The organism is Pseudomonas sp. Sample_10 (assembly GCF_004321495.1).
Taxonomy (GTDB): Bacteria; Pseudomonadota; Gammaproteobacteria; order Pseudomonadales; family Pseudomonadaceae; genus Aquipseudomonas.
In genome coordinates, this window is record NZ_RCOE01000107.1 from 51,272 (window position 1) to 75,264 (window position 23,993).

25 protein-coding genes are annotated in these 23,993 nt (G+C 58.0%); 14 read left to right on the forward strand and 11 right to left on the reverse strand.

Annotated elements, in window-relative coordinates; all coding sequences use genetic code 11:
- Positions 1-97: 97 nt before the first annotated feature.
- The 3 genes from D8U18_RS09645 (at position 98) to D8U18_RS09655 (ending at position 3,713) form a co-directional block, all read left to right on the forward strand.
- A complete protein-coding gene (locus D8U18_RS09645) occupies positions 98-577 on the forward strand; it encodes an Lrp/AsnC family transcriptional regulator (RefSeq protein ID WP_130903588.1) in 480 nt (159 codons plus the stop codon).
- Positions 578-843: 266 nt separating this feature from the next.
- On the forward strand, positions 844-2,316 hold the full coding sequence (locus D8U18_RS09650; protein WP_131107512.1) for an NAD-dependent succinate-semialdehyde dehydrogenase: 1,473 nt from the start codon (positions 844-846) through the stop codon (positions 2,314-2,316).
- Between the two features lie 11 nt (positions 2,317-2,327).
- The gene (locus D8U18_RS09655) at positions 2,328-3,713 is read left to right on the forward strand and encodes an aspartate aminotransferase family protein (RefSeq protein WP_131107513.1); all 1,386 of its coding nucleotides are present in this window, start codon (positions 2,328-2,330) and stop codon (positions 3,711-3,713) included.
- Positions 3,714-3,861: 148 nt separating this feature from the next.
- On the opposite strand, the gene D8U18_RS09660 is transcribed toward D8U18_RS09655, so the two are convergent.
- Positions 3,862-4,296, reverse strand: coding sequence for a DUF1043 family protein (locus D8U18_RS09660; protein ID WP_056853223.1), 435 nt, complete (start codon positions 4,294-4,296; stop codon positions 3,862-3,864).
- A 144-nt stretch (positions 4,297-4,440) separates the two neighbouring features.
- On the opposite strand from D8U18_RS09660, the gene D8U18_RS09665 reads away from it, so the two are divergent.
- From D8U18_RS09665 to zapE, 3 genes are all read left to right on the forward strand, one after another.
- Positions 4,441-5,070, forward strand: coding sequence for an alpha/beta fold hydrolase (locus D8U18_RS09665; RefSeq protein WP_130907953.1), 630 nt, complete (start codon positions 4,441-4,443; stop codon positions 5,068-5,070).
- Positions 5,071-5,094: 24 nt separating this feature from the next.
- On the forward strand, positions 5,095-6,450 hold the full coding sequence (locus tag D8U18_RS09670; RefSeq protein WP_130903591.1) for a tryptophan--tRNA ligase: 1,356 nt from the start codon (positions 5,095-5,097) through the stop codon (positions 6,448-6,450).
- A 90-nt stretch (positions 6,451-6,540) separates the two neighbouring features.
- A complete protein-coding gene (gene zapE, locus D8U18_RS09675; RefSeq protein ID WP_056853221.1) occupies positions 6,541-7,635 on the forward strand; it encodes a cell division protein ZapE in 1,095 nt (364 codons plus the stop codon).
- Between the two features lie 48 nt (positions 7,636-7,683).
- Here the strand turns inward: zapE and D8U18_RS09680 are convergent, their stop codons facing one another.
- The 5 genes from D8U18_RS09680 to D8U18_RS09700 all read right to left on the reverse strand — a co-directional run bounded on the left by D8U18_RS09680 (position 7,684) and on the right by D8U18_RS09700 (position 14,180).
- On the reverse strand, positions 7,684-8,667 hold the full coding sequence (locus D8U18_RS09680; protein ID WP_056853220.1) for an asparaginase: 984 nt from the start codon (positions 8,665-8,667) through the stop codon (positions 7,684-7,686).
- Between the two features lie 75 nt (positions 8,668-8,742).
- Positions 8,743-9,948 (reverse strand): hypothetical protein, encoded by a 1,206-nt coding sequence (locus tag D8U18_RS09685; protein WP_131107514.1) that lies wholly within the window; start codon positions 9,946-9,948, stop codon positions 8,743-8,745.
- Between the two features lie 15 nt (positions 9,949-9,963).
- Positions 9,964-10,851, reverse strand: coding sequence for a nitrilase family protein (locus tag D8U18_RS09690; RefSeq protein WP_131107515.1), 888 nt, complete (start codon positions 10,849-10,851; stop codon positions 9,964-9,966).
- 239 nt (positions 10,852-11,090) lie between these two features.
- Positions 11,091-13,037, reverse strand: a complete 1,947-nt coding sequence (locus D8U18_RS09695; RefSeq protein WP_131107516.1) for an FAD-dependent oxidoreductase — start codon at positions 13,035-13,037, stop codon at positions 11,091-11,093.
- A 222-nt stretch (positions 13,038-13,259) separates the two neighbouring features.
- Positions 13,260-14,180, reverse strand: a complete 921-nt coding sequence (locus D8U18_RS09700; protein ID WP_177336558.1) for a GlxA family transcriptional regulator — start codon at positions 14,178-14,180, stop codon at positions 13,260-13,262.
- 221 nt (positions 14,181-14,401) lie between these two features.
- On the opposite strand from D8U18_RS09700, the gene D8U18_RS09705 reads away from it, so the two are divergent.
- Positions 14,402-15,538: an acyl-CoA dehydrogenase family protein gene (locus D8U18_RS09705; RefSeq protein WP_131107517.1), complete on the forward strand. Its 1,137-nt coding sequence runs from the start codon at positions 14,402-14,404 to the stop codon at positions 15,536-15,538.
- A gap of 129 nt (positions 15,539-15,667) precedes the next feature.
- Here the strand turns inward: D8U18_RS09705 and D8U18_RS09710 are convergent, their stop codons facing one another.
- Entirely contained in the window at positions 15,668-16,708 is a 1,041-nt protein-coding gene (locus tag D8U18_RS09710; protein WP_131107518.1) for an NADP(H)-dependent aldo-keto reductase, read from the reverse strand.
- 245 nt (positions 16,709-16,953) lie between these two features.
- Between D8U18_RS09710 and rplM the strand changes: the two genes are divergently transcribed.
- The 7 genes from rplM (at position 16,954) to D8U18_RS09745 (ending at position 21,842) form a co-directional block, all read left to right on the forward strand.
- Positions 16,954-17,382, forward strand: coding sequence for a 50S ribosomal protein L13 (gene rplM, locus D8U18_RS09715; protein WP_003228062.1), 429 nt, complete (start codon positions 16,954-16,956; stop codon positions 17,380-17,382).
- A 14-nt stretch (positions 17,383-17,396) separates the two neighbouring features.
- Complete coding sequence (rpsI, locus tag D8U18_RS09720) at positions 17,397-17,789, forward strand: 30S ribosomal protein S9 (protein WP_003228056.1); 393 nt, start codon at positions 17,397-17,399, stop codon at positions 17,787-17,789.
- Positions 17,790-18,057: 268 nt separating this feature from the next.
- The gene (gene petA / locus D8U18_RS09725) at positions 18,058-18,651 is read left to right on the forward strand and encodes a ubiquinol-cytochrome c reductase iron-sulfur subunit (protein WP_056853213.1); all 594 of its coding nucleotides are present in this window, start codon (positions 18,058-18,060) and stop codon (positions 18,649-18,651) included.
- Positions 18,651-19,862, forward strand: a complete 1,212-nt coding sequence (locus D8U18_RS09730) for a cytochrome bc complex cytochrome b subunit (protein WP_056853212.1) — start codon at positions 18,651-18,653, stop codon at positions 19,860-19,862. The genes petA and D8U18_RS09730 overlap by 1 nt, the downstream gene beginning before the upstream one ends.
- The gene (locus tag D8U18_RS09735; protein ID WP_056853211.1) at positions 19,862-20,644 is read left to right on the forward strand and encodes a cytochrome c1; all 783 of its coding nucleotides are present in this window, start codon (positions 19,862-19,864) and stop codon (positions 20,642-20,644) included. Before D8U18_RS09730 ends, D8U18_RS09735 begins: the two co-directional genes overlap by 1 nt.
- Before the next feature lie 150 nt (positions 20,645-20,794).
- On the forward strand, positions 20,795-21,412 hold the full coding sequence (locus tag D8U18_RS09740) for a glutathione S-transferase N-terminal domain-containing protein (protein WP_056853210.1): 618 nt from the start codon (positions 20,795-20,797) through the stop codon (positions 21,410-21,412).
- A gap of 16 nt (positions 21,413-21,428) precedes the next feature.
- On the forward strand, positions 21,429-21,842 hold the full coding sequence (locus D8U18_RS09745) for a ClpXP protease specificity-enhancing factor (RefSeq protein WP_131107519.1): 414 nt from the start codon (positions 21,429-21,431) through the stop codon (positions 21,840-21,842).
- Positions 21,843-21,948: 106 nt separating this feature from the next.
- On the opposite strand, the gene D8U18_RS09750 is transcribed toward D8U18_RS09745, so the two are convergent.
- From D8U18_RS09750 to D8U18_RS09765, 4 genes are all read right to left on the reverse strand, one after another.
- On the reverse strand, positions 21,949-22,527 hold the full coding sequence (locus tag D8U18_RS09750) for a BON domain-containing protein (RefSeq protein WP_056853208.1): 579 nt from the start codon (positions 22,525-22,527) through the stop codon (positions 21,949-21,951).
- Entirely contained in the window at positions 22,524-23,117 is a 594-nt protein-coding gene (locus D8U18_RS09755; protein ID WP_007904374.1) for a phosphoheptose isomerase, read from the reverse strand. Before D8U18_RS09755 ends, D8U18_RS09750 begins: the two co-directional genes overlap by 4 nt.
- A gap of 101 nt (positions 23,118-23,218) precedes the next feature.
- Positions 23,219-23,581 (reverse strand): YraN family protein, encoded by a 363-nt coding sequence (locus tag D8U18_RS09760; RefSeq protein WP_131107520.1) that lies wholly within the window; start codon positions 23,579-23,581, stop codon positions 23,219-23,221.
- The coding region (locus D8U18_RS09765; RefSeq protein WP_177435010.1) for a penicillin-binding protein activator at positions 23,581-23,993 on the reverse strand (413 nt) is incomplete at its 5' end. The genes D8U18_RS09765 and D8U18_RS09760, both read right to left, overlap by 1 nt.

Consider the following 23,993-nt stretch of genomic DNA (forward strand, 5'->3'; position numbering starts at 1 on the left):
GATAGCGGTATGTCAGTCACATCAATGCTGGATGTGCTACCGCCATCGCTGGCAAGCCAGCTCCCACAGGTTTTTTATTAACCTGAGGGATATGCCCATGCACAAGCTCGATCGCTATGACCTGAAAATCCTGCGAATCCTCGCTGACGACGGGCGTATCACCAAGTCGAGCCTGGCCGAGGCGATCAATCTCTCGGTGACCCCGGCCTGGGAGCGGGTGCGCAAACTCGAAGCCCTCGGCCTGATCAAGGGCTACCGGGCACACATCGACTGGGGCGCGGTGTTCAAAAGTCAGCAGGTGCTGGTGGAAATCACCCTGGCCCGGCACACCGCGCAGGACATGCGGCGTTTCGAGCAACGCATGAGCGACGCACCCGAAGTCGCGTTCTGTTATGCCACCGGTGGCGGTGTCGATTACATGGCAATGATCCAGGCACCGGACATTGACCATTACCAACGTTTCATCGACCAGTTGCTGCTCGATGATCTGGGAATCGAACGCTACTTCACCTACATCGTCACCAAAACCATCAAGACCGGCGGCGCCTTGCCGGCCGAATTGTCGCAAGAATCCTGAACACCCAATAAACCTGTGGGAGCCGAGCCTGATCGTGATGGCGGCCAGTCAGAAACCGTGATGTCAACTGACACACCGCTATCGCGAGCAGGCTCGCTCCTACAGTCGATTTGTGTGGATTCAGGTGTCGTGTTCACACCGCAAAAAACGCTGTTCAGCCCCGCTCAATCAGAAAAAACCACCTGCCAAACCCCGTTCAAACGCCAAATTCCCAAGGCTTGGCTGCCCTAGCATGGTTCCACGCACACGGATTTGGAGTGAACGCCATGACTTACAAACATCCACTGTTGTTCAAGGCCCTTTGCTACGTCGATGGCCATTGGGTGCACAGCGACAGCGGTCACAGTATCGCGGTGCACAACCCGGCGGATCAAAAACTGATCGGCCATGTACCGATGCTCGACCAGTCCCAAATCACCGCCGCCGTCGATGCTGCGCACCGTGCGTTCGCCGATTGGCGCGAACAAAGCCTGGAGGCGCGCGGGGCGATTCTGCGGCGCTGGGCGGCATTGATTCTTGAGCATCAGGAAGACCTGGCGCGGATTCTCAGTCTGGAGCAAGGCAAGTCCCTGGCCGAGTCCCGTGGCGAAATCGCTTATGCCGCCAGTTTCATTCCCTGGTTTGCCGAAGAGGCGCGGCGCCTGTATGGGCAAAACATTCCCAGCCACATTCCAGGGGCACACCTGGGCACGGTCAAGGAGCCGGTCGGCGTCTGTGCATTGCTGACGCCATGGAATTTCCCTTCGGCAATGATCACTCGCAAAGCCGCTGCCGCGCTGGCCGCCGGTTGCACCGTGGTCATCAAGCCGGCCCATGAAACGCCGTACTCGGCGTTTGCCCTGGCGCAACTGGCCGAGGAAGCAGGTTTCCCTGCCGGCGTATTCAATGTGGTGTTGGGCGAACCGCAGATGGCCATGCAGACCCTGGTGCAGGACAGTCGCGTGCGTTCGGTGAGTTTCACCGGCTCGACCCGCGTCGGTAAGTTGGTGCTGCAAGCCGCAGCCCAGGACGTAAAAAAGGTGGCACTGGAGCTGGGCGGCAACGCGCCGTTCATTGTCTGCGCCGACGCCGACCTTGAGCTGGCGGTGAAAGTCGCGGTGGCCGCCAAATTCCAGACCTCCGGCCAGGATTGCTGCGCGGCCAACCGCATCATGGTCGATCGCTCTGTTTATGCGCAATTTCTCAAGGGGTTTACCGCGGCGGTACGTGAGTTGCGGGTTGGCCCGGCGATGCTCGGCGACCGTGAGCAGCAGGTCGATGTCGGCCCATTGATGCATCAGGCCGCTTTCGATGTCACCACCGAACGGGTCGCCGATGCCTTGCAACACGGCGCGCAACGACTGGTGGGCGGTGAGGCCCATGCACTGGGCGGTTTGTTCTATCAGCCAACGGTGCTGGCCGATGTCACGCCACAGATGCGCATCTACCGCGAAGAAAACTTCGCGCCGATTGCCGGGGTGATGCCGTTCGACACCCTCGATCAGGCGGTCGAGATGGCCAACGACACCGAATACGGTCTGGCCGCCTACATTTGTTCCAATCGTCTGGACCTGATTTACCCGCTGATCCGCCGCCTCGACCACGCCATGGTCGCGGTCAATGGCGTCAAGTTTACCGGCCATCCGATCCCGTTCGGTGGCATGAAAGCCTCGGGGCTGGGCCGGGAAGGCGGCACCGAGGGCTTCGAAGCCTTTGTCGAAACCAAATACTTCTGCCTGCACCATCAAGGCCAGTTCTGAGGAGATTCACCATGAACCAAGAATTTGACTCGCTGTTCGAGCAAGACCGTGCGCACTTCATGCACCCTTCGACTCACGCCCATGATCATGCCAGCGGCGCGCTAAAGGGGCGCATCATCAAAGGCGCGTCGGGTATCCGCATCCGCGACCACGAAGGCCGCGAGCTGATCGACGCCTTCGCCGGCCTGTATTGCGTGAACATCGGCTACGGGCGCACCGAAGTTGCTGATGCGATCTACAAGCAAGCCAGGGAACTGGCCTATTACCACACCTACATGGGGCATTCGACCGAAGCGATCATCGAGCTTTCGAGCCGTATCATCGACTGGGCGCCTGAAGGCATGAAGAAGGTCTATTACGGCCTTTCCGGGTCTGACGCCAACGAAACCCAGATCAAACTGGTGCGTTACTACAACAACGTGCTGGGTCGCCCGCAGAAGAAGAAAATCATCTCCCGCGATCGCGGCTACCACGGTTCGGGCATCATGACCGGCAGCCTGACCGGCCTGCCGAGTTTTCATCAGCATTTCGATCTGCCGGCCGAAGACATCAAGCACACCGTGTGCCCGCACTGGTATCGCAAGGCGCCGACCGGCATGGATGAAACGGCCTTCGTGCGCTATTGCGCCGACGAGCTGGAAAAAATGATCCTCGCCGAAGGTCCGGACACCGTGGCGGCCTTCATTGGCGAGCCGCTGATGGGGACCGGCGGGATCATTGTTCCACCCGCCGGGTATTGGGCAGCGATCCAGGCAGTGCTGAACAAATACGATGTGCTGTTGATCGCCGACGAAGTGGTCTGCGCCTTCGGTCGGCTGGGGTCGAAAATGGGTAGCCAGCGTTACGGCATGCGCCCGGACCTGATCACTACCGCCAAAGGCCTGACCAGCGCTTATGCGCCATTGTCGGCGGTGATCGTCGGCGAAAAGGTTTGGGACGTGATCGAAAAAGCCTCCGAATCCCAAGGCGCCATGGGCCATGGCTGGACCTATTCCGGGCACCCCATTTGTGCGGCCGCGGCGCTGGCCAACCTCGATATCCTAGAGCGGGAAAACCTCACGGCCAACGCCGATAAGGTGGGCGGTTATCTCAATCGGCGGCTGCGCGAAACCCTCGAAGGCCATCCGCTGGTGGGCGAAGTGCGCGGTGACGGCATGCTCGCGGCGGTCGAGTTCATGGCGGATCGTGAACAGCGCACGCCATTCGACGCCGCCTTGAAGGTCGGTCCGAAAGTCTCGGCGGCATGCCTGGAGCGCGGGATGATTGCCCGGGCGATGCCCCATGGCGACATCCTGGGCTTTGCACCGCCGTTGGTCCTGACCGAGGCCGAGGCGGACTTGATCGTGGGTATCACCAAGGATGCGATCGATCAGGTGGCGGGGGAGGTGTTGGGCTGATTATCTGATCCTGTTGTGTGGTCTGTACTGGCCTCATCGCGGGCAAGTCCGCGATGAGGGCGGGACATCCAGCCGAGATGCTGGATCAGAAATAAAAAAGCCCTCGGACAACCACTTGTCCGGGGGCTTTTTGTCGAGTGAAACCTGATTACTTCTTCAGGCCGTAATGCTCATCGAGCATGCCCGGGGCGTTCGGGGCTTTGGGTGCGTAGTCGCGTGGCGGTTCCTGATTGCGCGGCGGCGTCAGGCGCTCGCGCGGAGTCTGCGCCGCGTCGGCGTGCAGCGAAGCCAGCAAGCGTTGGCGGGTTTGTTCATCCAGGGCCAGACGGTTGGCACCCTCGGCGAGATGATCCTGCACTTCCTGATAGCTCTGAGTCAGTTTCTTGACCAGTGTCGCAGTGCTGTTGAAGTGGGTCACCACCTCGTTCTGATAACTGTCGAAACGTTCCTGAATATCGTCCAGCTGACGTTGTGTGCTGCTGGGCGCGGCATTCGGCGCCAGGCGAGCGATCAGGAAACCAATGGCGACACCCACAACCAGGGCAAGAGTCGGCAACAACCAAACTAAGAGCGAGTGTTCCACGAGTCCTTCCTCTATAAACGGCTTTGCTTTACGTTAACGGCTCGAACCTGCGCTGTATACCGCGATTCGCTCGCAATAGACAGTTGCAGACAATTTGCTAGACGAGTCGACCCGTTTCGAGGTCACGGAGTTCTTTCCTTGCTGATGCGTGAAACCCCCGTAGTGATTGATGGCCCGGTCGGCCAGCTCGAGTCTCTTTACCTGGACAACGAACAGCCGCGCGGCCTGGCACTGATCTGCCATCCAAACCCGGTGCAGGGCGGCACCATGCTCAACAAAGTGGTCTCGACCCTGCAACGCACCGCACGCGATGCCGGTTTGATCACCCTGCGCTTCAACTACCGTGGTGTCGGCGCCAGCGAAGGCAGCCACGACATGGGCACCGGTGAAGTCGACGATGCCCAGGCAGTGGCTCAATGGTTGCGCAACAAACACCCGGATCTGCCGCTGACCCTGTTCGGTTTCTCCTTCGGCGGATTTGTTGCCGCAAGTCTCGGCGGACGCCTGGAAGCGCAGGGCGAACAGATCAAGCACCTGTTCATGGTCGCGCCGGCCGTCATGCGCCTGGGCGCCCAGGATCAACTGCCACAGCACGGCGAGCTGACCCTGATCCAGCCGGAAACCGACGAAGTGATCGATCCTCAAGTCGTTTACGAGTGGTCCGACAAGCTCGAACGTCCCCATGAGCTGCTGAAAGTGGCAGAATGCGGACACTTTTTTCATGGCAAGCTGACCGATCTCAAGGATCTGATCCTGCCGCGTCTCTCGAATTGATTGCAGTCTGACAAGCGATTACCCATGACGACTCGTACCCGTATCCTCACCGGCATCACCACCACCGGCACGCCGCACCTGGGCAACTACGCCGGTGCCATCCGCCCGGCGATCCTTGCCAGCCGTGACAGCAATGCCGACTCCTTCTACTTTTTGGCGGACTACCACGCCCTGATCAAGTGCGATGACCCGCTGCGCATCCAGCGCTCGCGTCTGGAAATCGCCGCGACCTGGCTGGCCGGTGGCCTGGACGTGGACCGCGTGACCTTCTATCGCCAGTCCGACATTCCGGAAATCCCCGAGCTGACCTGGCTGCTGACCTGCGTCGCCGCCAAGGGCCTGCTCAATCGCGCTCACGCCTACAAGGCTTCGGTGGACAAGAACGTCGAGACCGGCGAAGACCCGGATGCCGGTATCACCATGGGCCTGTACAGCTATCCGGTACTGATGGCCGCCGACATTTTGATGTTCAACGCGCACAAGGTCCCGGTCGGTCGCGATCAGATCCAACACGTGGAAATGGCCCGGGACATCGGCCAGCGCTTCAACCACCTGTTCGGCAAAGGCAAGGAGTTCTTCACCATGCCTGAGGCGCTGATCGAAGAAAGCGTCGCCACACTGCCGGGTCTCGACGGCCGCAAAATGTCGAAAAGCTACGACAACACCATTCCGTTGTTCAGCAGCGCCAAGGAAATGAAAGACGCGATTTCGCGGATCGTCACCGACTCCCGAGCGCCGGGCGAAGCGAAAGATCCGGACAACTCGCACCTGTTCACCCTGTTCCAGGCATTCGCCACGCCAGCGCAAGCCGACGAGTTCCGCAGCGAACTGTTGCAGGGCCTGGGCTGGGGCGAAGCGAAAAACCGTCTTTTCCAGTTGCTGGACAGCGAGTTGGGCGAGTCGCGCGAGCGTTATCACCAATTGATCGAACGTCCGGCGGATCTGGAAGACATCCTGCAGCACGGCGCACAAAAAGCCCGAGCGGTGGCGACCCCGTTCCTCAACGAGTTGCGTGAAGCGGTGGGCCTGCGCTCCTTCGTTGCCCAGACCCAAGTGGCGGCGACCACCAAGAAAAAGGCCGCGAAAGCGGCGCGTTTTGTCAGCTTCCGCGAAGACGACGGCAGTTTCCGCTTCCGGCTGCTGGCGGCCGATGGCGAACAACTGTTGCTCTCGCGCAACTTTGCCGACGGTAAAACCGCAGGGCAAGTGACCAAGCAGCTGCAATCGGGCCAGGCGCTTGATGTGCGCAATCAAGACCTGGGCTTCAGCGTCTGGCTGGAAGGCCAGTGCGTTGGCGACAGCCCGGCCTTCGCCGACAGCTCTGCCCGCGACGCAGCCATCGAAGCATTGCGGATTGCCCTGACCCCGGTTCAGGAATAAACAGCGGCGCGGTCCGACCAAGGGCCGATTGCCATTCCTGCGGGCCATCGCTACAGTGACGGCCCGTTTTTGTTGCCTTGCTAACGAATTATGACGCCCCTAGAACGATATCAAGCTGATCTGAAACGCCCGGAATTCTTCCACGACGCCGCCCAGGAAACTGCCGTGCGTCATTTGCAGCGCCTGTACGACGATCTGGTCGCGGCCGAGCAAAACAAACCGGGCCTGCTGGGCAAACTGTTTGGCAAAAAAGATCAGACCCCAGTCAAGGGCCTGTACTTCTGGGGCGGTGTAGGTCGCGGCAAGACTTACCTGGTCGACACCTTCTTCGAAGCGCTGCCGTTCAAGGAAAAGTCCCGCACCCACTTCCACCGCTTCATGAAGCGCGTGCACGAAGAGATGAAGACCCTGGGCGGCGAGAAAAACCCGCTGACCATCATCGCCAAGCGCTTCGCCACCGAAGCCCGGGTCATCTGCTTCGATGAGTTCTTCGTTTCCGATATTACCGACGCCATGATCCTCGGCACCCTGATGGAAGAACTGTTCAAAAACGGTGTAACCCTGGTCGCAACCTCGAACATCGTGCCGGACGGTCTGTACAAGGACGGCCTGCAACGCGCGCGTTTCCTGCCGGCCATCGCGCTGATCAAGCAGAACACCGAAATCGTCAACGTCGACAGCGGCGTCGATTATCGTCTGCGTCACCTCGAACAAGCTGAGCTGTTCCACTTTCCGCTCGACGAAGCGTCCCACGAAAGCCTGCGCAAAAGCTTCCGCGCGTTGACGCCGGAATGCACTGCGGCGATCGAGAACGACGTTCTGATGATCGAAAACCGCGAGATCCGTGCCTTGCGCACCTGCGATGACGTGGCGTGGTTCGAGTTCCGCGAACTGTGCGACGGCCCGCGCAGCCAGAACGACTACATCGAACTGGGCAAGATCTTCCATGCCGTGCTGCTCAGCGGCGTCGAGCAGATGAGCGTCACCACCGACGACATCGCCCGACGCTTCATCAACATGGTCGACGAGTTCTACGACCGCAACGTGAAGCTGATCATTTCTGCTGAAGTTGAACTCAAGGATCTGTACACCGGCGGTCGTTTGAACTTCGAGTTCCAGCGCACGCTCAGTCGCCTGCTGGAAATGCAATCCCACGAATTCCTGTCCCGGGCACACAAGCCGTAGGATGTCGGAAAACTAGAAAGGCCTGCGATTGCAGGCCTTTTTTGTGGGTTATGCGCTGCGGTTGAGATAGCGCGATAACTCATGCTGTCGCTGACAACCAAGTAGCAACCAAAGCAGGACTCTCGCTTTGCGCGGACAGAGAAACCCGGCCATGGATGCCCCCTTGCGCACCAGGTCCATTTCACTGCCAATAAAACCGTAGGTGGATTGCGCGGTGGAGCCGGAACCGGTGCGGGTGGCAATGATCACCGGTATTTTTTCGGCAATGTGTTCGATCACCTCAGCCCATTTCTGCGAGACGTGCCCGGCGCCGAAACCGGCGATCACCAGCCCGTCGTAGCCCAGGTGCAGGATGTTTTCCAATAGCAGGGTATCGGCGCCAAGCGACGCCTCCAGCAGGGCCACCTTTTGCGTGGTGTGTTGCGGCCAGGGTAAACACTTGCGCTCGGACGGATGATGGAAATAGCGAACCGCGTTTTCCACAACCAGGCCGGCGATTCCGAATACCGGGGAAGAGAATGCCTGCAGGGCGAGCGACTCGGTTTTGCGAACACAGTGGGCCTGATGGATCTGCCCGTTCATCACCACCTGAACTCCCCGTTGTCGACTGCTGGCAGCCAGGGCAACGCGGCAGGCATCCAGCAGATTGGCCGGGCCATCGGCGCCTGCCTGTTTTGCCGAGCGCATGGCGCCGGTCAGGACCAGCGGTTGATCACAATCCCATAGAAAATCAAGAAACGCTGAAGTTTCTTCCAGCGTGTCGGTGCCTTGGGTAATAACCACGCCATGGGCGCCTTGCTCAACTTGATATTTCGCCCAGGACATCACGCTGAGCAATACCTCGAAATCCAATGAAGCGCTGGGCAACAGGCCGAGCGTTTCAACGGTGATCCGCGCCAGTGTCGCCAATTCGGGCACTGAAGCGAGCAGGGATTCGCCGCTGACGGTCGGTATAACACCTTCGCCGGAATGGCTGGCTTGCATGCTCACCGTGCCGCCGAGCGCAGCGATGGCCAGTTTGGGCAGGTCCATTTGATACCTCACATGATGGTGGTAAGCGGGGCTGTATCCGCTTTTGAGGCGGCGATACAGCCCGAGAGCAGTCGGTCAGTGGGTGATCAGCCACCCCACCAGAGGGAGGATCAGCAACGTGCTGATCGCCATGGACAGGACATTGGCGATGTAGGCGTGCATGTCGGTCGGCAACCGTTTGGCAATCGCACAGGCCAGGGGAGGGGCGATCAATGCTCCCAGGAACGCACTTGAAGCGATGACCTGCCAGCTGCCGCCATGGGTCAACAGCGCCGCTGGCACAACGGACACCAGCGGAATGTAGGTGGGATACCAGCCACGCAACATCCATTGCCGACGCCAGATCATGATGCCCATGGCCGAGGTCAACGCCTGGGCGCACAGCAGTTGTGGCAGCAAGCCCGAGCCGTAGACCGGGCTCAGAGGGTTCAGGGTGTAGGCCAGCAATGCACCCAGGATCAATCCGAGGCTGGCCAGTTCATTACCAAAGAACGGCGCTTCGGAAAAGTCGGCGAGGACTCTGCGCAAGGTCCAGATGACACCGTAGTCCGGTGTCCTGGTGCTAGCGGGGCTTGCGTCGGCGGGTTTCTCGGCAAGATCAGGCGGTGCAGTGTTCACCAGGCTTGGCAAGTAACGACAGAGCAGAAAGGCAAACACACTGGCGACCGCCATGCCCAACACATTGCCGACTACCGCTGGCAAGCCCAACGGGTTGCACAGGTGATTGACGATCAGCAGGCACATTGGGGTGACGAGTACCGCACCCATGATTGCGCCATTGATCGTGACCTTCCAGCCACCGCCAAACATCAGCACCATCGCCGCGGGCAGCGAAACAAACGCCGCAAAGGTCGGTTGCCAACTCGAGGCGGTCACCGTCCAGCCCCACAGCAGGTTACTCAACAGCAGTCCAAGCAGCGAACTGGTCACCAGCCACGGCCACAGACCTGTGCCGTAAGAGATGGCAAAGCCTTGCCAGGTTTTCCCCGTCCGGTTCGCCCAGTAAGCGAGATAGGCACCCGCCAACAAGCCGATGGAGGCGAACTCATGTTTATAAAAGGCGACTTCGCTGATGTCCCCCAGTACCCAGCGTAACCAGGCGCTTGGCTCGGGAAGGGCAGACACCATGTCGCTGTAGCTTGGCCAGTGGGCCGACCAGAATGTGCGGTTGGTGAAAGAAAGCCAGGTAATCAGTAACGCTGTGCCAATCAGCAACAGAATGATCGCGGTATCAACCGGCGATCTGTGTGCAAGCCGGTTTTTTTGCGGGGTGATATCCATTGTCTGTCTCCTGTATCAGCGTGGGAGACATGGGTGTTGGCTGTAACCGAGCATTTGATCGTAGAGATCGGCTCGACGGTCGCGATGCAGGTCGTTCAGGCTGTTCCAGATCGGTGCGCTGCGGGAGCTGGTCAGGTCGATATCGGCAAACAGGATTTCCTGCTGGTCTGCCGATGCCACTGTGCCAATCGGCCAGCCGTTGGTCCCGGCAATCAGCGAGCAACCGAGATAGCGAGCGCCGCGCTCCTCACCGATTCGGCTTGCCGCTGCAATAAACACATTGTTGACATGGGCCGCTGTCATCGTCAGGTACGACGCCATGCACTTGCCGGCATCATCGAACAGCGGCGGTGGCGTCCACACCCAGTTGTTCAGGCTGCAAATAATGTCTGCGCCTTGCTGACTGAGGATTCGTGGTACCTCCGGAAACCAGATGTCCCAGCAGATCAACAGGCCGATACGGCCGATGGGCGTTTCAAACACCGGAAAACCAAGATCGCCAGGGCTGAACCAGAGCTTCTCGAGGTTCCACAAATGAGCTTTGCGGTACTTGCCGATAAAGCCGTCAGGCCCGAGCAGAACGCCGGTGTTGAACAGTCGCATACCGTCGCGTTCAGCCAGGCCGGCGACGAGATACACCTTGTGTTTGCGGGCGAACGCCATCCATAGCTGGACGCTGGGTCCGTCGGGAACGGCCTCCGAATGGTCGAAGGCATCCTGTCGATTGCTGAAGAAATACCCGGTACTGCAAAGCTCGGGCAGGACGACCAGGTTCGCTCCGCCATCGACCGCTTCCTGCGCCAGCTCCAGGCTACGCCTGAGGTTGCTGTCACGATGCTCCAGGCCGACTTGTGGATCGAATTGCACGACTGCTACACGAACAGGACTTGTTGGCTCGCTCATTACGAATGACCTCTTTTTATTGTTATTCACGCCTTGTTTAACGGCGTGTTTATGAGAGTTCAAACGGCAGGGAGGCGGTAGTCAGCGGCTTCCGGCATGGCTGTAGTCCATGTCCGAAGATCGCGAAGGGCAGGGCGCTGGCAACGCGTTGTCAGGTCTAAGAGTGTTGATATAGAGCGGTCAAGGCGAGGCAGAACCAACGGTTGAGGTGCGTTGGTTCTGGCGGATGGCTCCGGGCTTCAGCCCCGAGTGCGATAATGTGGATAGTCGCTCAGGCAGAAACCGCCGTTAAACACGGCCTGAGTCTTGTTGCAGATATGAATCACCGCATCCACGGCACCGCGCAGGCAAGGTTCTGTCCAGCCGGCATCAACTGAAAACGATTCGCCGGAAAGATACAGGCCGGATAGGTGCGAATGGTCCCGGTTGTATTTCATCAGGCTGACTGCATCGTAGTAAGTGCCAGGCCGGTATAACTTTGCACAGCCCAGGGCATTCCTGTCGGTCATCCAGCGTTGAACCATGGCTTGCTCGGTGAGAATGTACGGAGAGATCTTTTCCTGGATGTTGGCAGAGTTCATCAATATTCGATCAAGTTCCTCCACGCATTTTGATACCAGTTCACGGTCGGTAAACAGCGCCAGTTTGGTTGCGTCGTCCTCCCAGGTGTAACTCAGCAATATGCAATCGTATTGATAGTTGTCGTTGTAGCGATAACTGTATACGTCATGAATGAAACTGTCGGTCACAATGGCCTGGGGGATTTTACTTGGCCCCGAAAGAAACGATTTGCTTAAGGGGGCATACACTTTGCAACTGGTTTCCCAGTGCGCAGTTTTGTAGGCATTGATCGTCTCGTAAGGCAGCATTTGCTGATTGAAGTTTTCCAGCCTGATACAAGTTTCGATCAGCCATGAGGGCAGGGTCATGATCACTGAATCAAAATCATCGAACTGCTGCCGGGATAGAAGTGGTTGACTGAATTGCCAGGTGTAATGGACGCGGATTTTTTGATTGTCCAGTTTCTCCAGTTTGCTGACCGATGAATCACTGAAAAAACCGCCAGCGCTTTCAAGGCAATGCTCGTAGAACGATGTGCCTGTGCTGTCGGTTGGCAAAAACATCAGGCATTCATCGAGTGCCACAAGCCCGATGTAGCGTGGGCTGTCGAAGCGCAGGCCCTGGGTGTCGATAACAGTCTCGCAGTGCAAATAAGGGGCCGTCAGCGGCACCCCGCATGCATCGACTCGACCATGCACAAGTTGCAATCGGCTGCTGAAGCCGAAAATCGCGGTTCGCAGTGGATAGAGCGCACACACGTCATAAAAAGCCCCCCAGCTTCCATCGCCGATACCTATCGAATAGAAAAGAGTAGATTCGTGGGGCGTCATTCCCACCCCGCCAAAATCCCCTGGTTGTTCCGTATTCCAGTTTTCCAGAGGCGGCATGCCTACCAGGTCGCGAAACGAGACACCCTCATACCGCTCAACGATGGCCGCCCAGACAGACTCCCATTGCTGTGTGGCGTACACCTGCATTATCTGCCGGGTCATCCTGTCGACAAAGGTTTTCCACTTGGCGCACACGGTTTGCAGCGCCTCGTCGGGTGGTGGCGTCAAACCATCCTTATTGGTCCAGATCAGCATGTGCGGTAACGGGCGCCCGCCCAGGCTGCCTTCTTGCAGATAAATGCCTGTCGAATTCACCCATCGACTGCCCGGATTGGGAAAGTCCGAAATGGCCAGGTCAAATTCATTGGCGTAGTAAGCCATCAGTGACCGACCTGCTTTCGGCAGCTCGTTTTCCCTGTTGAAGAACGGCATGCGCATTGCGCCCATCTCAAAAGGGGTATGGTTTTCCTCTAGCGGGTGGTTGCCATGAACAGTCAAATGCCTGCCACCGATGCGTTTCGATTGCTCGATCAGTGTTATGTCGATAAATCCACAGCGATACAGTTCTCTGGCGGCGGTGAGCCCGGTAACGCCGGCACCAATGACGCATATTTTGTGGTCAGGATCAGTGGCTCGGGCTATGCCATGTTCCTGTTCAACCAACGCTCGATAGTCAAAACAAAGGTCCGGCGGATTGGGAAAGCGGGCCGCCCATTTTTTACGGGTCAGCAATGAACTTGGCGTATTGGTCGTTGCATCGTTTGAAGTCGGCTGGGAACTCGTTTCTGTTGTCATCTGGTTCTTCCCTGAGCGCACTGTCCGGTGGGGAAGAATATGTTGGGTTTTGCAGCCGTCGACGCGCAAGCGTACAAAGGGATTGCTCGCTACTCTGTATTCCGCTTTTTGTGTAGGGCAAGTAATTCGTTTGTCTGTTGAATTTAAACGATGCAGCCAAGTACTGTTTCAAGCTAAAGCAAGTACCGCCCTGTGACTTCAGGGCGGTACTTTTTTGACTGATTATGCCGCTTGTTGAAATTGCTGCCGATACTGGTTCGGCGAAAGTTCCGTGTGCTGGCGGAACAGTCGCGCGAAGAAGCTCGCATCGTCATAGCCAACTTCGTAGCTGATGGTCTTGATGCTCTTGCGGCTACCGGACAGCAGGCCCTTGGCGGTTTCGATGCGCAGGCGTTGCAGGTAATGCAACGGCTTGTCGCCGGTGGCCGTCTGGAAGCGGCGCATGAAGTTGCGGATGCTCATGCCGTGCTCGCGCGCCACGTCTTCGAAGCGGAATTTATCGGCGAAGTGATCTTCGAGCCAATGCTGGATCTGCAGGATGATCACGTCCTGATGCAGTTTTTGCCCGCCGAACCCGATGCGTCCCGGGGAATAGCTGCGTTGCACTTCATAGAGAATGTCCCGCGCCACGGCCTGGGACACGTTGGCGCCGCAGAAGCGCTCGATCAGGTAGATGTAAAGGTCGCAGGCCGAGGTGGTGCCGCCGGCGCAGAACAGGTTGTCGGCGTCGGTCAGGTGTTTGTCCTGATTGAGCTGCACCCGCGGAAAGCGTTCGGCAAAGGCATTGAAGAAGCGCCAGTAGGTGGTCGCTTCCTTGCCATTGAGCAGCCCGGCTTCGGCCAGCCAGAAGACACCGGTCGCCTCGCCGCACAGGACCGCGCCGCGTGCATGTTGCTGGCGCAACCAGGGCAGGACTTGCGGGTAACGTTTGCAAAGGCTGTCGAAATCGTCCCAGAACGCTGGAAGCACGATGATGTCGGCATTTTCCAGTCCGCCATCCACCGGGATCAACACATCGCTGAAGGTATTGACCGGTTTGCCGTCGGGACTGACCAGGCGAGTCTCGAACGCCGGTGTCAGGCCTTGGCCCAATTGTTTGCCGTAGCGAAGGCTGGCGAGATGGAAGAAATCCTTGGCTTGCATGAGGGTGGAAGCGAAAACCCGGTCAATCGCCAGGATGCTGACGCGCCGCAATGGCGTGGAGGCTTGGTTAGACATAATTCAACTTTATTTTTATAGGGGGAAGTGGTCACCAGACGGCTGGATCGTCTTATTTTTTGTCGGATGTGTCCAGTGTCCTGTATCGGAAGCCAGGCATAGTCTCTGAAGGTCATCTCCTTCCAAAAATAACCAAAAGGTGCCGCATGATCCCCAGAACCCTGTTCAGTTCCGAGCACGAGCTTTTCCGCGACAGCGTGCGCACCTTTCTGGAAAAAGAGGCTGTGCCGTTCCATGGGCAATGGGAAAAACAGGGCTATATCGATCGCAAGCTCTGGAACAAGGCAGGGGAGGCGGGGATGCTGTGCTCGCATCTGCCGGAAGAATACGGCGGGCTGGGGGCGGATTTTCTCTACAGCGCGGTAGTCATCGAAGAGGTGGGGCGACTGGGGCTGACCGGTATCGGTTTCTCCCTGCATTCGGACATCGTGGCGCCTTACATCCTGCATTACGGCAGTGAAGCGCTGAAACACAAATACCTGCCGAAACTGGTCTCCGGGGAAATGGTCACGGCGATTGCCATGACGGAGCCTGGCGCGGGTTCCGACCTGCAAGGGGTCAAGACCACTGCGGTGCTCGATGGCGACGAGTATGTGATCAACGGCTCCAAGACCTTTATCACCAACGGTTTTCTCGCCGACCTGGTGATAGTCGTGGCCAAGACCGACCCGAAGGCCGGGGCGAAAGGTACAAGCCTGTTTCTGGTCGAAGCCAATACACCGGGGTTCGAAAAGGGCAAGCGTCTGGAAAAGGTAGGCATGAAGGCTCAAGACACATCGGAGCTGTTCTTCCAGGATGTTCGCGTACCGAAGGAAAACCTGCTGGGCCAGGCCGGGATGGGTTTCGCGTACTTGATGCAGGAATTGCCGCAGGAGCGCCTCACCGTGGCCATTGGCGGCTTGGCATCAGCCGAAGCGGCCCTGCAATGGACCCTGGATTACACCCGCGATCGCAAGGCGTTCGGCAAATCGATTGCGGATTTCCAGAATACCCGTTTCAAACTGGCGGAGATGGCGACCGAAATCCAGATCGGCCGCGTCTTCGTCGACCGCTGCCTGGAACTGCACCTGCAAGGCAAGCTCGACGTGCCGACGGCGGCGATGGCCAAGTACTGGGGCACTGACCTGCAATGCAAAGTACTCGACGAGTGCGTGCAGCTGCATGGCGGCTACGGATTCATGTGGGAGTACCCGATTGCGCGGGCATGGGCGGATGCGCGCGTGCAGCGGATCTATGCCGGGACGAACGAGATCATGAAGGAGATTATTGCGCGGTCACTGTAATGCCGTGTTGATCGTTCCCACGCTCTGCGTGGGAATGCCTCAAGGGACGCTCCGCGTTCCAGCTTCAAAAAGGGACGCGGAGCGTCCCGGGCTGCATTTCCAAGCAGAGCGTGGGGAACGATCATTCGATCAAGGTGCAGGATTCGGATGATCCTTGTGAATCGCTTCAATCCCTTCCAGCACTTCATCCGAGAGCTTCAGATCAAAACTGGCAATGTTGCTCTCCAGTTGCTCCAGCGTGGTCGCGCCGATGATGTTGCTGGTCACGAATGGCTGCTGCGTCACGAACGCCAGGGCCATTTGCGCCGGGTCCAGGCCGTGTTCGCGGGCCAGGGCCACGTAACGGCTGCAGGCTGCTTCCGATTGCGGGTTGAAGTAGCGGCTGAAGCGGCTGTAGAGGCTCAGGCGACCTTTCGGCGGACGCGCGCCACCTTCGTATTTGCCCGACAGGAAGCCGAACGCCAGCGGCGAATAGGCGAGCAGGCCGCATTGTTCGCGGATGGCAATTTCTGCCAGGCCAATTTCGAAGCTGCGATTGAGCAGGTTGTACGGGTTCTGGATCGACACCGCTCGCGGCCAGCCACGGGCTTCGGCCAGGGCGAGGAAACGCATGGTGCCCCATGGCGTTTCGTTGGACAGGCCGATATGGCGGATCTTGCCGGCCTTGACCTGTTCGTCCAGCGCTTGGAGGGTGTCCTCCAGCGGCGTCAGGTTGGCTTCGATCTGGTGTTTGTAGCCCAACTGGCCGAAGAAGTTGGTGCTGCGCTCCGGCCAATGCAGCTGGTACAGGTCGATGTAATCGGTCTGCAAGCGCTTGAGGCTGGCCTCCACGGCTTCGGTGATGTGTTGCCGGTTGTGCCGAAGGTTCTTGTCGCGGATGTAGTCGATGGTGTTGCCGGGACCGGCGATCTTGCTGGCGAGGATCCAGTCGGCACGATCACCGCGGCTTTTGAAGTAGTTGCCGATGTAGCGTTCGGTGGTGGCGTAGGTTTCGGCCTTGGGCGGCACCGGATACATTTCGGCGGTGTCGATGAAGTTGATCCCCGCGCCCTTGGCTCGTTCGATCTGGGCGAAGGCGTCTGCCTCGCTGTTTTGCTCGCCCCAGGTCATGGTTCCGAGGCAGAGGGCACTCACATTCAGATTGGTCCGGCCTAGCTGGCGATAGTCCATCGGGTGCTCCTTGGGCAAAACAATCATAAAAGCAGGTTGAATTATTTTTCGCAATCTGCATAATTGCGCACCTCTTTCTGCAGTGGAAGTGATGCGCCGCCGCCGAAGAATCTTGCCGTTGAACGGACGCGCCGACCCGAGCCCCCGAAAGCGTCTGTATCCGGCTGCCTTTGACTTGTCAAAGTACGCACTATTCAGTAAGATCCGCCGTCTAATTTACAGGGCGGCCCCTGAGGCTATAAAGAATGAAAACTTTTACTGCTAAACCGGAAACAGTAAAGCGCGACTGGTTTGTCGTCGACGCTGCTGGTCAGACCCTGGGTCGTCTGGCCACCGAAATCGCGAGCCGTCTGCGTGGCAAGCACAAGCCTGAGTACACTCCTCACGTTGACACCGGCGACTACATCGTCGTAATCAACGCTGAGCAGATCCGTGTTACCGGTGCTAAAACCACTGACAAAATGTACTACTCCCACTCCGGTTTCCCGGGCGGCATCAAGTCGATCAACTTTGAAAAGCTGATCGCCAAGGCCCCTGAGCGCGTGATCGAGACCGCGGTCAAAGGCATGCTGCCTAAGAACCCGCTGGGTCGCGACATGTACCGTAAGCTGAAAGTCTATGCGGGCGCTGCACACCCTCATACTGCTCAGCAGCCCCAAGAACTGAAGATTTAACGGAATAGTTCATTATGTCGGCGACTCAAAATTACGGCACTGGCCGTCGCAAGACCGCAACCGCACGCGTTTTCCTGCGTCCGGGTACTGGTAACATCTCCATCAACAACCGTTCGCTGGATAACTTCTTCGGCCGCGAAACTGCCCGCATGGTAGTTCGTCAGCCGCTGGAATTGACTGAGACTGTCGAGAAGTTCGACATCTACGTCACCGTGATCGGTGGTGGTGTAAGTGGTCAGGCTGGCGCAATCCGCCACGGCATCACTCGCGCTCTGATGGATTACGACGAAACTCTGCGCAGTGCTCTGCGTAAAGCCGGCTTCGTAACCCGCGATGCACGTGAAGTTGAACGTAAGAAAGTTGGTCTGCGTAAAGCGCGTAAGCGTCCGCAGTACTCGAAGCGTTAATTCGTTTCCACGTTCAAAAAAGAACGCCCGGATTCCTCACGGAACCGGGCGTTTTTTTATGCGTGAGATTTATCAAAGAATTGCGCTGTGACAACTTGCCACATCCGCAGACCCCCTATACTACAAGGCTTGGCAGTGGTGCCTCGGGGTAATTACCTTGTCAGAATTGGGGCTTTTCATTACCATTCGGCAAAATTTTTATAAGTGCACAGATTTACTTAGTAGATGCCTGATTTAACAGGCCACAAAGCTGATGGGAGAGGACTGAATGAGCAATGACGGCGTGAATGCAGGCCGGCGTCGCTTCTTGGTAGCAGCCACATCCGTGGTGGGTGCTGCAGGAGCGGTGGGGGCTGCGGTCCCGTTCGTGGGGTCATGGTTTCCCAGTGCCAAGGCGAAAGCCGCAGGTGCACCGGTGAAAGTGAATGTCAGCAAAATCGAGCCAGGCCAGCAGATGATTGCTGAGTGGCGCGGTCAGCCGGTATTCATCGTCCGCCGTACACAGGAAATCCTGGGGAATCTGAAGAAGATCGAGGGCCAGTTGTCTGACCCGACCTCCAAGAACTCGACACAACCGACCTATGTCGACCCGGAAACGCGGTCGATCAAACCTGAAGTTCTGTTGTTGATCGGTATCTGCACCCACCTGGGTTGCTCGCCGACATTCCGTCCCGAAGTGGCACCTGCTGACCTGGGCAAGGACTGGGTTGGTGGCTATTTCTGCCCTTGCCACGGCTCCCACTACGATCTGGCTGGCCGCGTCTACAAGGCACAACCTGCGCCTTTGAACCTGCCAGTTCCCCCGCATTCCTATGAGACCGATGACATCATTGTCATTGGCATCGATACGGAGAAAGCGTGATGAGCAAGTTCATGGATTGGGTTGATGCGCGCTTTCCCGCGACCAAGATGTGGGAAGACCATCTCAGCAAGTACTACGCCCCGAAGAACTTCAACTTCTTCTATTTCTTTGGCTCCCTGGCTCTGCTGGTTCTGGTCAACCAGATCGTCACCGGTGTCTGGCTGACCATGAGCTACACCCCGTCGGCTGAAGAGGCATTTGCTTCTGTCGAATACATCATGCGCGACGTCGAGTACGGCTCGATTTTGCGTTTGCTGCACTCCACTGGCGCTTCGGCGTTCTTCATCGTGGTCTATCTGCATATGTTCCGTGGCTTGCTCTACGGTTCGTACCAGAAGCCGCGCGAGCTGGTGTGGGTCTTCGGCATGCTGATCTACCTGGCGCTGATGGCTGAAGCCTTCATGGGCTACCTGCTGCCATGGGGCCAGATGTCCTACTGGGGCGCCCAGGTGATCATCTCGCTGTTCGGTGCGATCCCGCTCATCGGCGACGACCTGACTCAGTGGATCCGAGGTGACTACCTGATTTCCGGCATTACCCTGAACCGCTTCTTCGCCTTGCACGTGGTCGCCCTGCCGATCGTGATTCTGGGTCTGGTGGTGCTGCACGTCCTGGCGTTGCACGAAGTGGGTTCGAACAACCCGGACGGCGTGGACATCAAGAAGCACAAAGACGAAAACGGTGTACCGCTGGACGGCATCGCCTTCCACCCGTACTACACCGTGAAAGATATCGTCGGCGTGGTGGTGTTCCTGTTCATCTTCTGCTCGATCGTGTTCTTCTTCCCGGAAATGGGCGGTTATTTCCTCGAGAAGCCGAACTTCGAACAGGCCAACCCGTTCAAGACGCCTGAGCATATTGCGCCGGTCTGGTACTTCACGCCTTTCTACGCGATCTTGCGTGCGGTTCCGGACAAGCTCCTGGGTGTAATTGCCATGGGTGCGGCCATCGCTGTGCTGTTCGTCCTGCCGTGGCTCGACCGTAGTCCGGTCAAGTCCATGCGCTACAAGGGCTGGCTGAGCAAGATCTGGCTTTTCGTGTTCTGCATCTCGTTCGTGATCCTGGGTGTGCTGGGCGTGCTGGCTCCGACGCCAGGTCGTACGTTGCTGTCGCAGGTCTGCACCTTCCTGTACTTCGCCTACTTCATTCTGATGCCGTTCTACACCAGGCTCGAGAAGACCAAACCGGTTCCGGAAAGGGTGACTGGCTGATGAAAAAACTATTTGCTGTATTGATGCTTGCGGCGCTGCCGGTGTTCGCATTCGCTGCTGGACAAGCTGGGCCGGAGCTGGAAAAAGTCGACATCGACGTTTCCGACAAGGCAGCCATGCAGGACGGCGCACGCACTTTCGCCAACTATTGCATGGGCTGCCACAGCGCCAAGTTCCAGCGTTACGAGCGTGTTGCCGATGACTTGGGCATTCCTCACGAACTGATGCTGGAGAATCTGGTGTTCACCGGCGCCAAGATCGGCGATCACATGAACATCGGCATGCAGCCGGCTGACGCCAAGGCCTGGTTTGGTGCGGCTCCGCCCGACCTGACCCTGGTTGCCCGGGTTCGCGGCACCGACTGGCTCTATGGTTACCTGAAGTCGTTCTATGAAGATCCGTCGCGTCCTTGGGGTGTGAACAACAAGGTCTTCCCGAACGTCGGTATGCCTAACGTTCTGGTGGGTCTGCAAGGTCGTCAGGTCGTCGGTTGCAAACAGGTTCAGATCGTCGAAGACGGCAAGAAGCAATTTGATCCGCTGACCGGTACTGCGCTGACCCATGAAGCGTGCGATCAGCTGACCATCGTGCCGAAAAGCGGTGCTTTGACCGAAGAGCAGTTCGATGAGAAGGTCAAGAATCTGGTAACCTTCCTGGCTTACTCGGCTAACCCGGTTAAGCTGCAACATCAGCGCATCGGTACGTATGTATTGCTGTACCTCGCGTTCTTCTTCGTATTCGCCTATTTGCTCAAGCGCGAATACTGGAAAGATGTGCACTGATAAAGCTTCAAGCTATTGCTGTTAATCGCGCGCGCCCAAGGGCGCCTCTGAAAATGTAACGAGTCTGGTGATCCAGGCGTTACGGGAGGCGCCCTCTGGGCGCGCTCGTTTTTCCGCTTCCGATAATTTCTACAAGCGAGGAGGATCGCCATGGGCGTGACCAATCGGTTGGCCTGTTACTCCGACCCCGCCGACCACTATTCCCACCGAGTGCGAATCGTACTGGCAGAGAAGGGTGTCAGCGCCGAGATCATTTACGTTGAAGCTGGCCGTCAGCCGCCTAAACTGATCGAAGTGAACCCTTATGGCAGCTTGCCCACCCTGGTCGATCGTGATCTGGCGTTGTGGGAGTCAACGGTGGTAATGGAATATCTGGATGAGCGTTACCCGCATCCGCCGCTCCTGCCGGTTTATCCGGTGGCGCGCGCCAACAGCCGCCTGCTGATGCATCGCATCCAGCGGGACTGGTGTGGGTTGGTGGATCTGATTCTGGATTCGCGGACCAAGGAAGCGGCCCGTGTCGTGGCACGTAAAGAGCTGCGCGAGAGCCTGACCGGCGTTTCGCCGCTATTCGCCGACAAGCCGTTTTTCCTCAGTGAGGAACAAAGTCTGGTGGATTGCTGCCTATTACCAATACTCTGGCGATTGCCGATTCTGGGTATAGAACTGCCGCGGCCAGCCAAGCCGCTGCTTGATTACATGGAGCGCCAGTTTGCGCGTGAGGCTTTCCAGGCGAGTCTGTCTGGCGTCGAACGCGATATGCGCTAAGGCTTAAGGAGCCGCTATGAACTCCAGTCGACCTTATCTGGTCCGCGCGCTCTACGAGTGGATTGTTGATAACGATTGCACCCCGCACATGCTGGTGAATTCCGAGTATCCCTCGGTGCAAGTGCCGCAAGGTTTTGCCAGTGACGGGCAGATTGTCCTGAACGTATCGCCACAAGCCGTGCGACATCTGCACATGGACAACGAAGCAGTCAGCTTCGAAGGCCGCTTTGGTGGAGTGCCGCATACGTTGTACGTGCCTATCGCATCGATCCTGGGCATCTACGCTCGGGAGAATGGTCAGGGCATGGTCTTCGATCTCGAGTCGCCTATGGGCGAGGACGAAGAGATCGAGCCGGATGATGATGTTCCGCCACCGGACAGCGAGCCGCCGCGACCCAGCGGTCGGCCGAGCTTGAAGGTAGTGAAATAACAAAAAAGGCGATCCGGAAGGATCGCCTTTTTTGTTACTTGTAGGAGCACAGCTTGCTGGCTCCTACGGGGCGATGGCGTTGTCAAAATCGCCATCGCTGAGAGGATCAGTCAATGTACTCGAACAACTTCACAATCTTCTGAACGCCGGAAACACCCTGAACCAGATTGGTTGCCTGGGCGGCTTCCTGTTTGGTCAGCAAGCCCAGCAGGTAAACGATACCGTTCTCGGTGACGACCTTGATGCGCGAACCGGGGATGTTCGGGTCGGTGAGCATTTGTGTCTTGATCTTGGAGGTCAGCCAGGTGTCGTTCTGGCGGGCCAGGAAGCCAGAGGGTGGGAGAATTTGCAGTTCGTTGTGAACGGTCTTCACGCGCTGAACGGCAGCGGCGGCCTGTTCGGCCTTGGCTTTGAGGTCGGCTCGCGGGGTTTGGCCGGCGAGCAGCACCACGCCGTTGAAACTGGTCACGACGATGTGCGAGTCGTTATCCAGCGCCGGGTCAGCCTTGGCGATGTTCACGCCGACCTTGGTGTCGATCAGCGAATCATCGATCTTGCTGCCGAAGGTGCGGGTGCCGCGGTCGTCTTCAATCGGTGCTTCACGGCTGGCATTAACCACCGAGGTGCAGCCGCTGATGCCGAGGCACAGGGTCAGGGCCAGTAGGCCGAGGCGATTAGGGGTCATTCTTCACTCCCGAACAGTTGGCTGTCGATCAAGTCGCAAAGGCAATGGATCGCCAGCAGGTGGACTTCTTGAATGCGTGCAGTGACGTTGGCGGGTACGCGAATCTCCACGTCCTCGGGCAACAGCAACGACGCCATGCCGCCGCCATCGCGACCGGTCAATGCTACGACAATCATTTCGCGATCATGTGCGGCCTGGATCGCTTGAATTATGTTTGCCGAGTTGCCGCTGGTGGAAATCGCCAGCAATACGTCGCCGGGTTGACCCAGCGCGCGGATCTGCTTGGAGAAGATTTCGTTGTAGCTATAGTCGTTGGCGATCGAGGTGATCGTCGAGCTGTCGGTGGTCAGCGCGATGGCCGGCAGGCTCGGGCGTTCGCGTTCGAAGCGATTGAGCAGCTCCGACGAGAAGTGCTGGGCATCACCGGCGGAACCGCCGTTGCCGCAGGAGAGCATTTTGCCTTCGTTGAGCAGTGCGTTGACCATGACCTGGCTGGCTTGCTCGATGTGCGGTGCAAGTACGTCCATCGCCTGTTGCTTGGTGTCGATACTGGCCTGAAAAAGCTGGCGAATTCTGGATTGCATGTCCATCTGTGTGACCTTAATGAGCGCGGCTGTCCGGCACGTGAAAGTGCAGCCCGCAAAACAAAGAGCAAAAATGTTGGGTTGTATCCGCTTCGTGGTGCAGGCAATCAGCTGTCGAAGGCATTCTGCAACCAGTTCAACTGATCGAGATTGCTGTCGATGGCAACCACGTCGAAACGGCAAGGGGAATTGGCCCAGCGCGACTCGCGCTGAAGAAAATACTGCGCGGCAAAAATCAGTTTCTGCCGTTTGCGCTCATCAATGCTATCGAGCGCGCCACCCCATTGAGTGTTTTTTCTGTAGCGAACTTCAACGAATACTACTGTATCGCCATCAAGCATGACCAGATCAAGCTCGCCGCGTTTGCACAACCAGTTCTGCGCCAGCAGGCGCAGACCTTGTTGTTGAAGATGCTCGAGCGCATGGCGCTCGGCATCCTGACCGCTTTGCCGGCGTGACCTGTCAGGCATCAGCGTTGGGTGTTCGGCAGGCGTTGAACCTGGCCGTTGACGAACTCTGCCCACGGCAACTGCCGCACGACACGCTGGTTCTGGGTCATGCCGAGGCTGCCCGACTGGCCTTCGATGCGGCTATCCGGCAGCGCCTTGAGTTGACCCAGGCGTGGCGCCAGGCGATAGGCGTCGACGCCCATTGCGTACAGGCGGCCCAGGCTACCGGCGGCTTGCGGCCATTGTGCCGTGACTTGTTGGCGCAGCGGATCATTGACGTCCAGCAACCATGGGGTTTCGCAGAAGCGGATGCCGTTCATGTCGTTGTACTGGTTTGCATCACCGCTGGCACTGAACACGTGCGACGTGGCGTAGACCGGAACGTCGCCGGCGTACTGGAAGTTCAGGGTCGGCTTGATCTGCTGGGCCTGTT

Bases quoted from the DNA above. Each gene is read 5' to 3' on its own strand.
- D8U18_RS09645 (WP_130903588.1), top strand. From the start codon at position 98: ATGCACAAGCTCGATCGCTATGACCTGAAAATCCTGCGAATCCTCGCT.
- D8U18_RS09650 (WP_131107512.1), top strand. From the start codon at position 844: ATGACTTACAAACATCCACTGTTGTTCAAGGCCCTTTGCTACGTCGAT.
- D8U18_RS09655 (WP_131107513.1), top strand. From the start codon at position 2,328: ATGAACCAAGAATTTGACTCGCTGTTCGAGCAAGACCGTGCGCACTTC.
- D8U18_RS09665 (WP_130907953.1), top strand. From the start codon at position 4,441: ATGCGTGAAACCCCCGTAGTGATTGATGGCCCGGTCGGCCAGCTCGAG.
- D8U18_RS09670 (WP_130903591.1), top strand. From the start codon at position 5,095: ATGACGACTCGTACCCGTATCCTCACCGGCATCACCACCACCGGCACG.
- zapE (WP_056853221.1), top strand. From the start codon at position 6,541: ATGACGCCCCTAGAACGATATCAAGCTGATCTGAAACGCCCGGAATTC.
- D8U18_RS09680 (WP_056853220.1), bottom strand. From the start codon at position 8,667: ATGGACCTGCCCAAACTGGCCATCGCTGCGCTCGGCGGCACGGTGAGC.
- D8U18_RS09685 (WP_131107514.1), bottom strand. From the start codon at position 9,948: ATGGATATCACCCCGCAAAAAAACCGGCTTGCACACAGATCGCCGGTT.
- D8U18_RS09690 (WP_131107515.1), bottom strand. From the start codon at position 10,851: ATGAGCGAGCCAACAAGTCCTGTTCGTGTAGCAGTCGTGCAATTCGAT.
- D8U18_RS09695 (WP_131107516.1), bottom strand. From the start codon at position 13,037: ATGACAACAGAAACGAGTTCCCAGCCGACTTCAAACGATGCAACGACC.
- D8U18_RS09700 (WP_177336558.1), bottom strand. From the start codon at position 14,180: ATGCAAGCCAAGGATTTCTTCCATCTCGCCAGCCTTCGCTACGGCAAA.
- D8U18_RS09705 (WP_131107517.1), top strand. From the start codon at position 14,402: ATGATCCCCAGAACCCTGTTCAGTTCCGAGCACGAGCTTTTCCGCGAC.
- D8U18_RS09710 (WP_131107518.1), bottom strand. From the start codon at position 16,708: ATGGACTATCGCCAGCTAGGCCGGACCAATCTGAATGTGAGTGCCCTC.
- rplM (WP_003228062.1), top strand. From the start codon at position 16,954: ATGAAAACTTTTACTGCTAAACCGGAAACAGTAAAGCGCGACTGGTTT.
- rpsI (WP_003228056.1), top strand. From the start codon at position 17,397: ATGTCGGCGACTCAAAATTACGGCACTGGCCGTCGCAAGACCGCAACC.
- petA (WP_056853213.1), top strand. From the start codon at position 18,058: ATGAGCAATGACGGCGTGAATGCAGGCCGGCGTCGCTTCTTGGTAGCA.
- D8U18_RS09730 (WP_056853212.1), top strand. From the start codon at position 18,651: ATGAGCAAGTTCATGGATTGGGTTGATGCGCGCTTTCCCGCGACCAAG.
- D8U18_RS09735 (WP_056853211.1), top strand. From the start codon at position 19,862: ATGAAAAAACTATTTGCTGTATTGATGCTTGCGGCGCTGCCGGTGTTC.
- D8U18_RS09740 (WP_056853210.1), top strand. From the start codon at position 20,795: ATGGGCGTGACCAATCGGTTGGCCTGTTACTCCGACCCCGCCGACCAC.
- D8U18_RS09745 (WP_131107519.1), top strand. From the start codon at position 21,429: ATGAACTCCAGTCGACCTTATCTGGTCCGCGCGCTCTACGAGTGGATT.
- D8U18_RS09750 (WP_056853208.1), bottom strand. From the start codon at position 22,527: ATGACCCCTAATCGCCTCGGCCTACTGGCCCTGACCCTGTGCCTCGGC.
- D8U18_RS09755 (WP_007904374.1), bottom strand. From the start codon at position 23,117: ATGGACATGCAATCCAGAATTCGCCAGCTTTTTCAGGCCAGTATCGAC.
- D8U18_RS09760 (WP_131107520.1), bottom strand. From the start codon at position 23,581: ATGCCTGACAGGTCACGCCGGCAAAGCGGTCAGGATGCCGAGCGCCAT.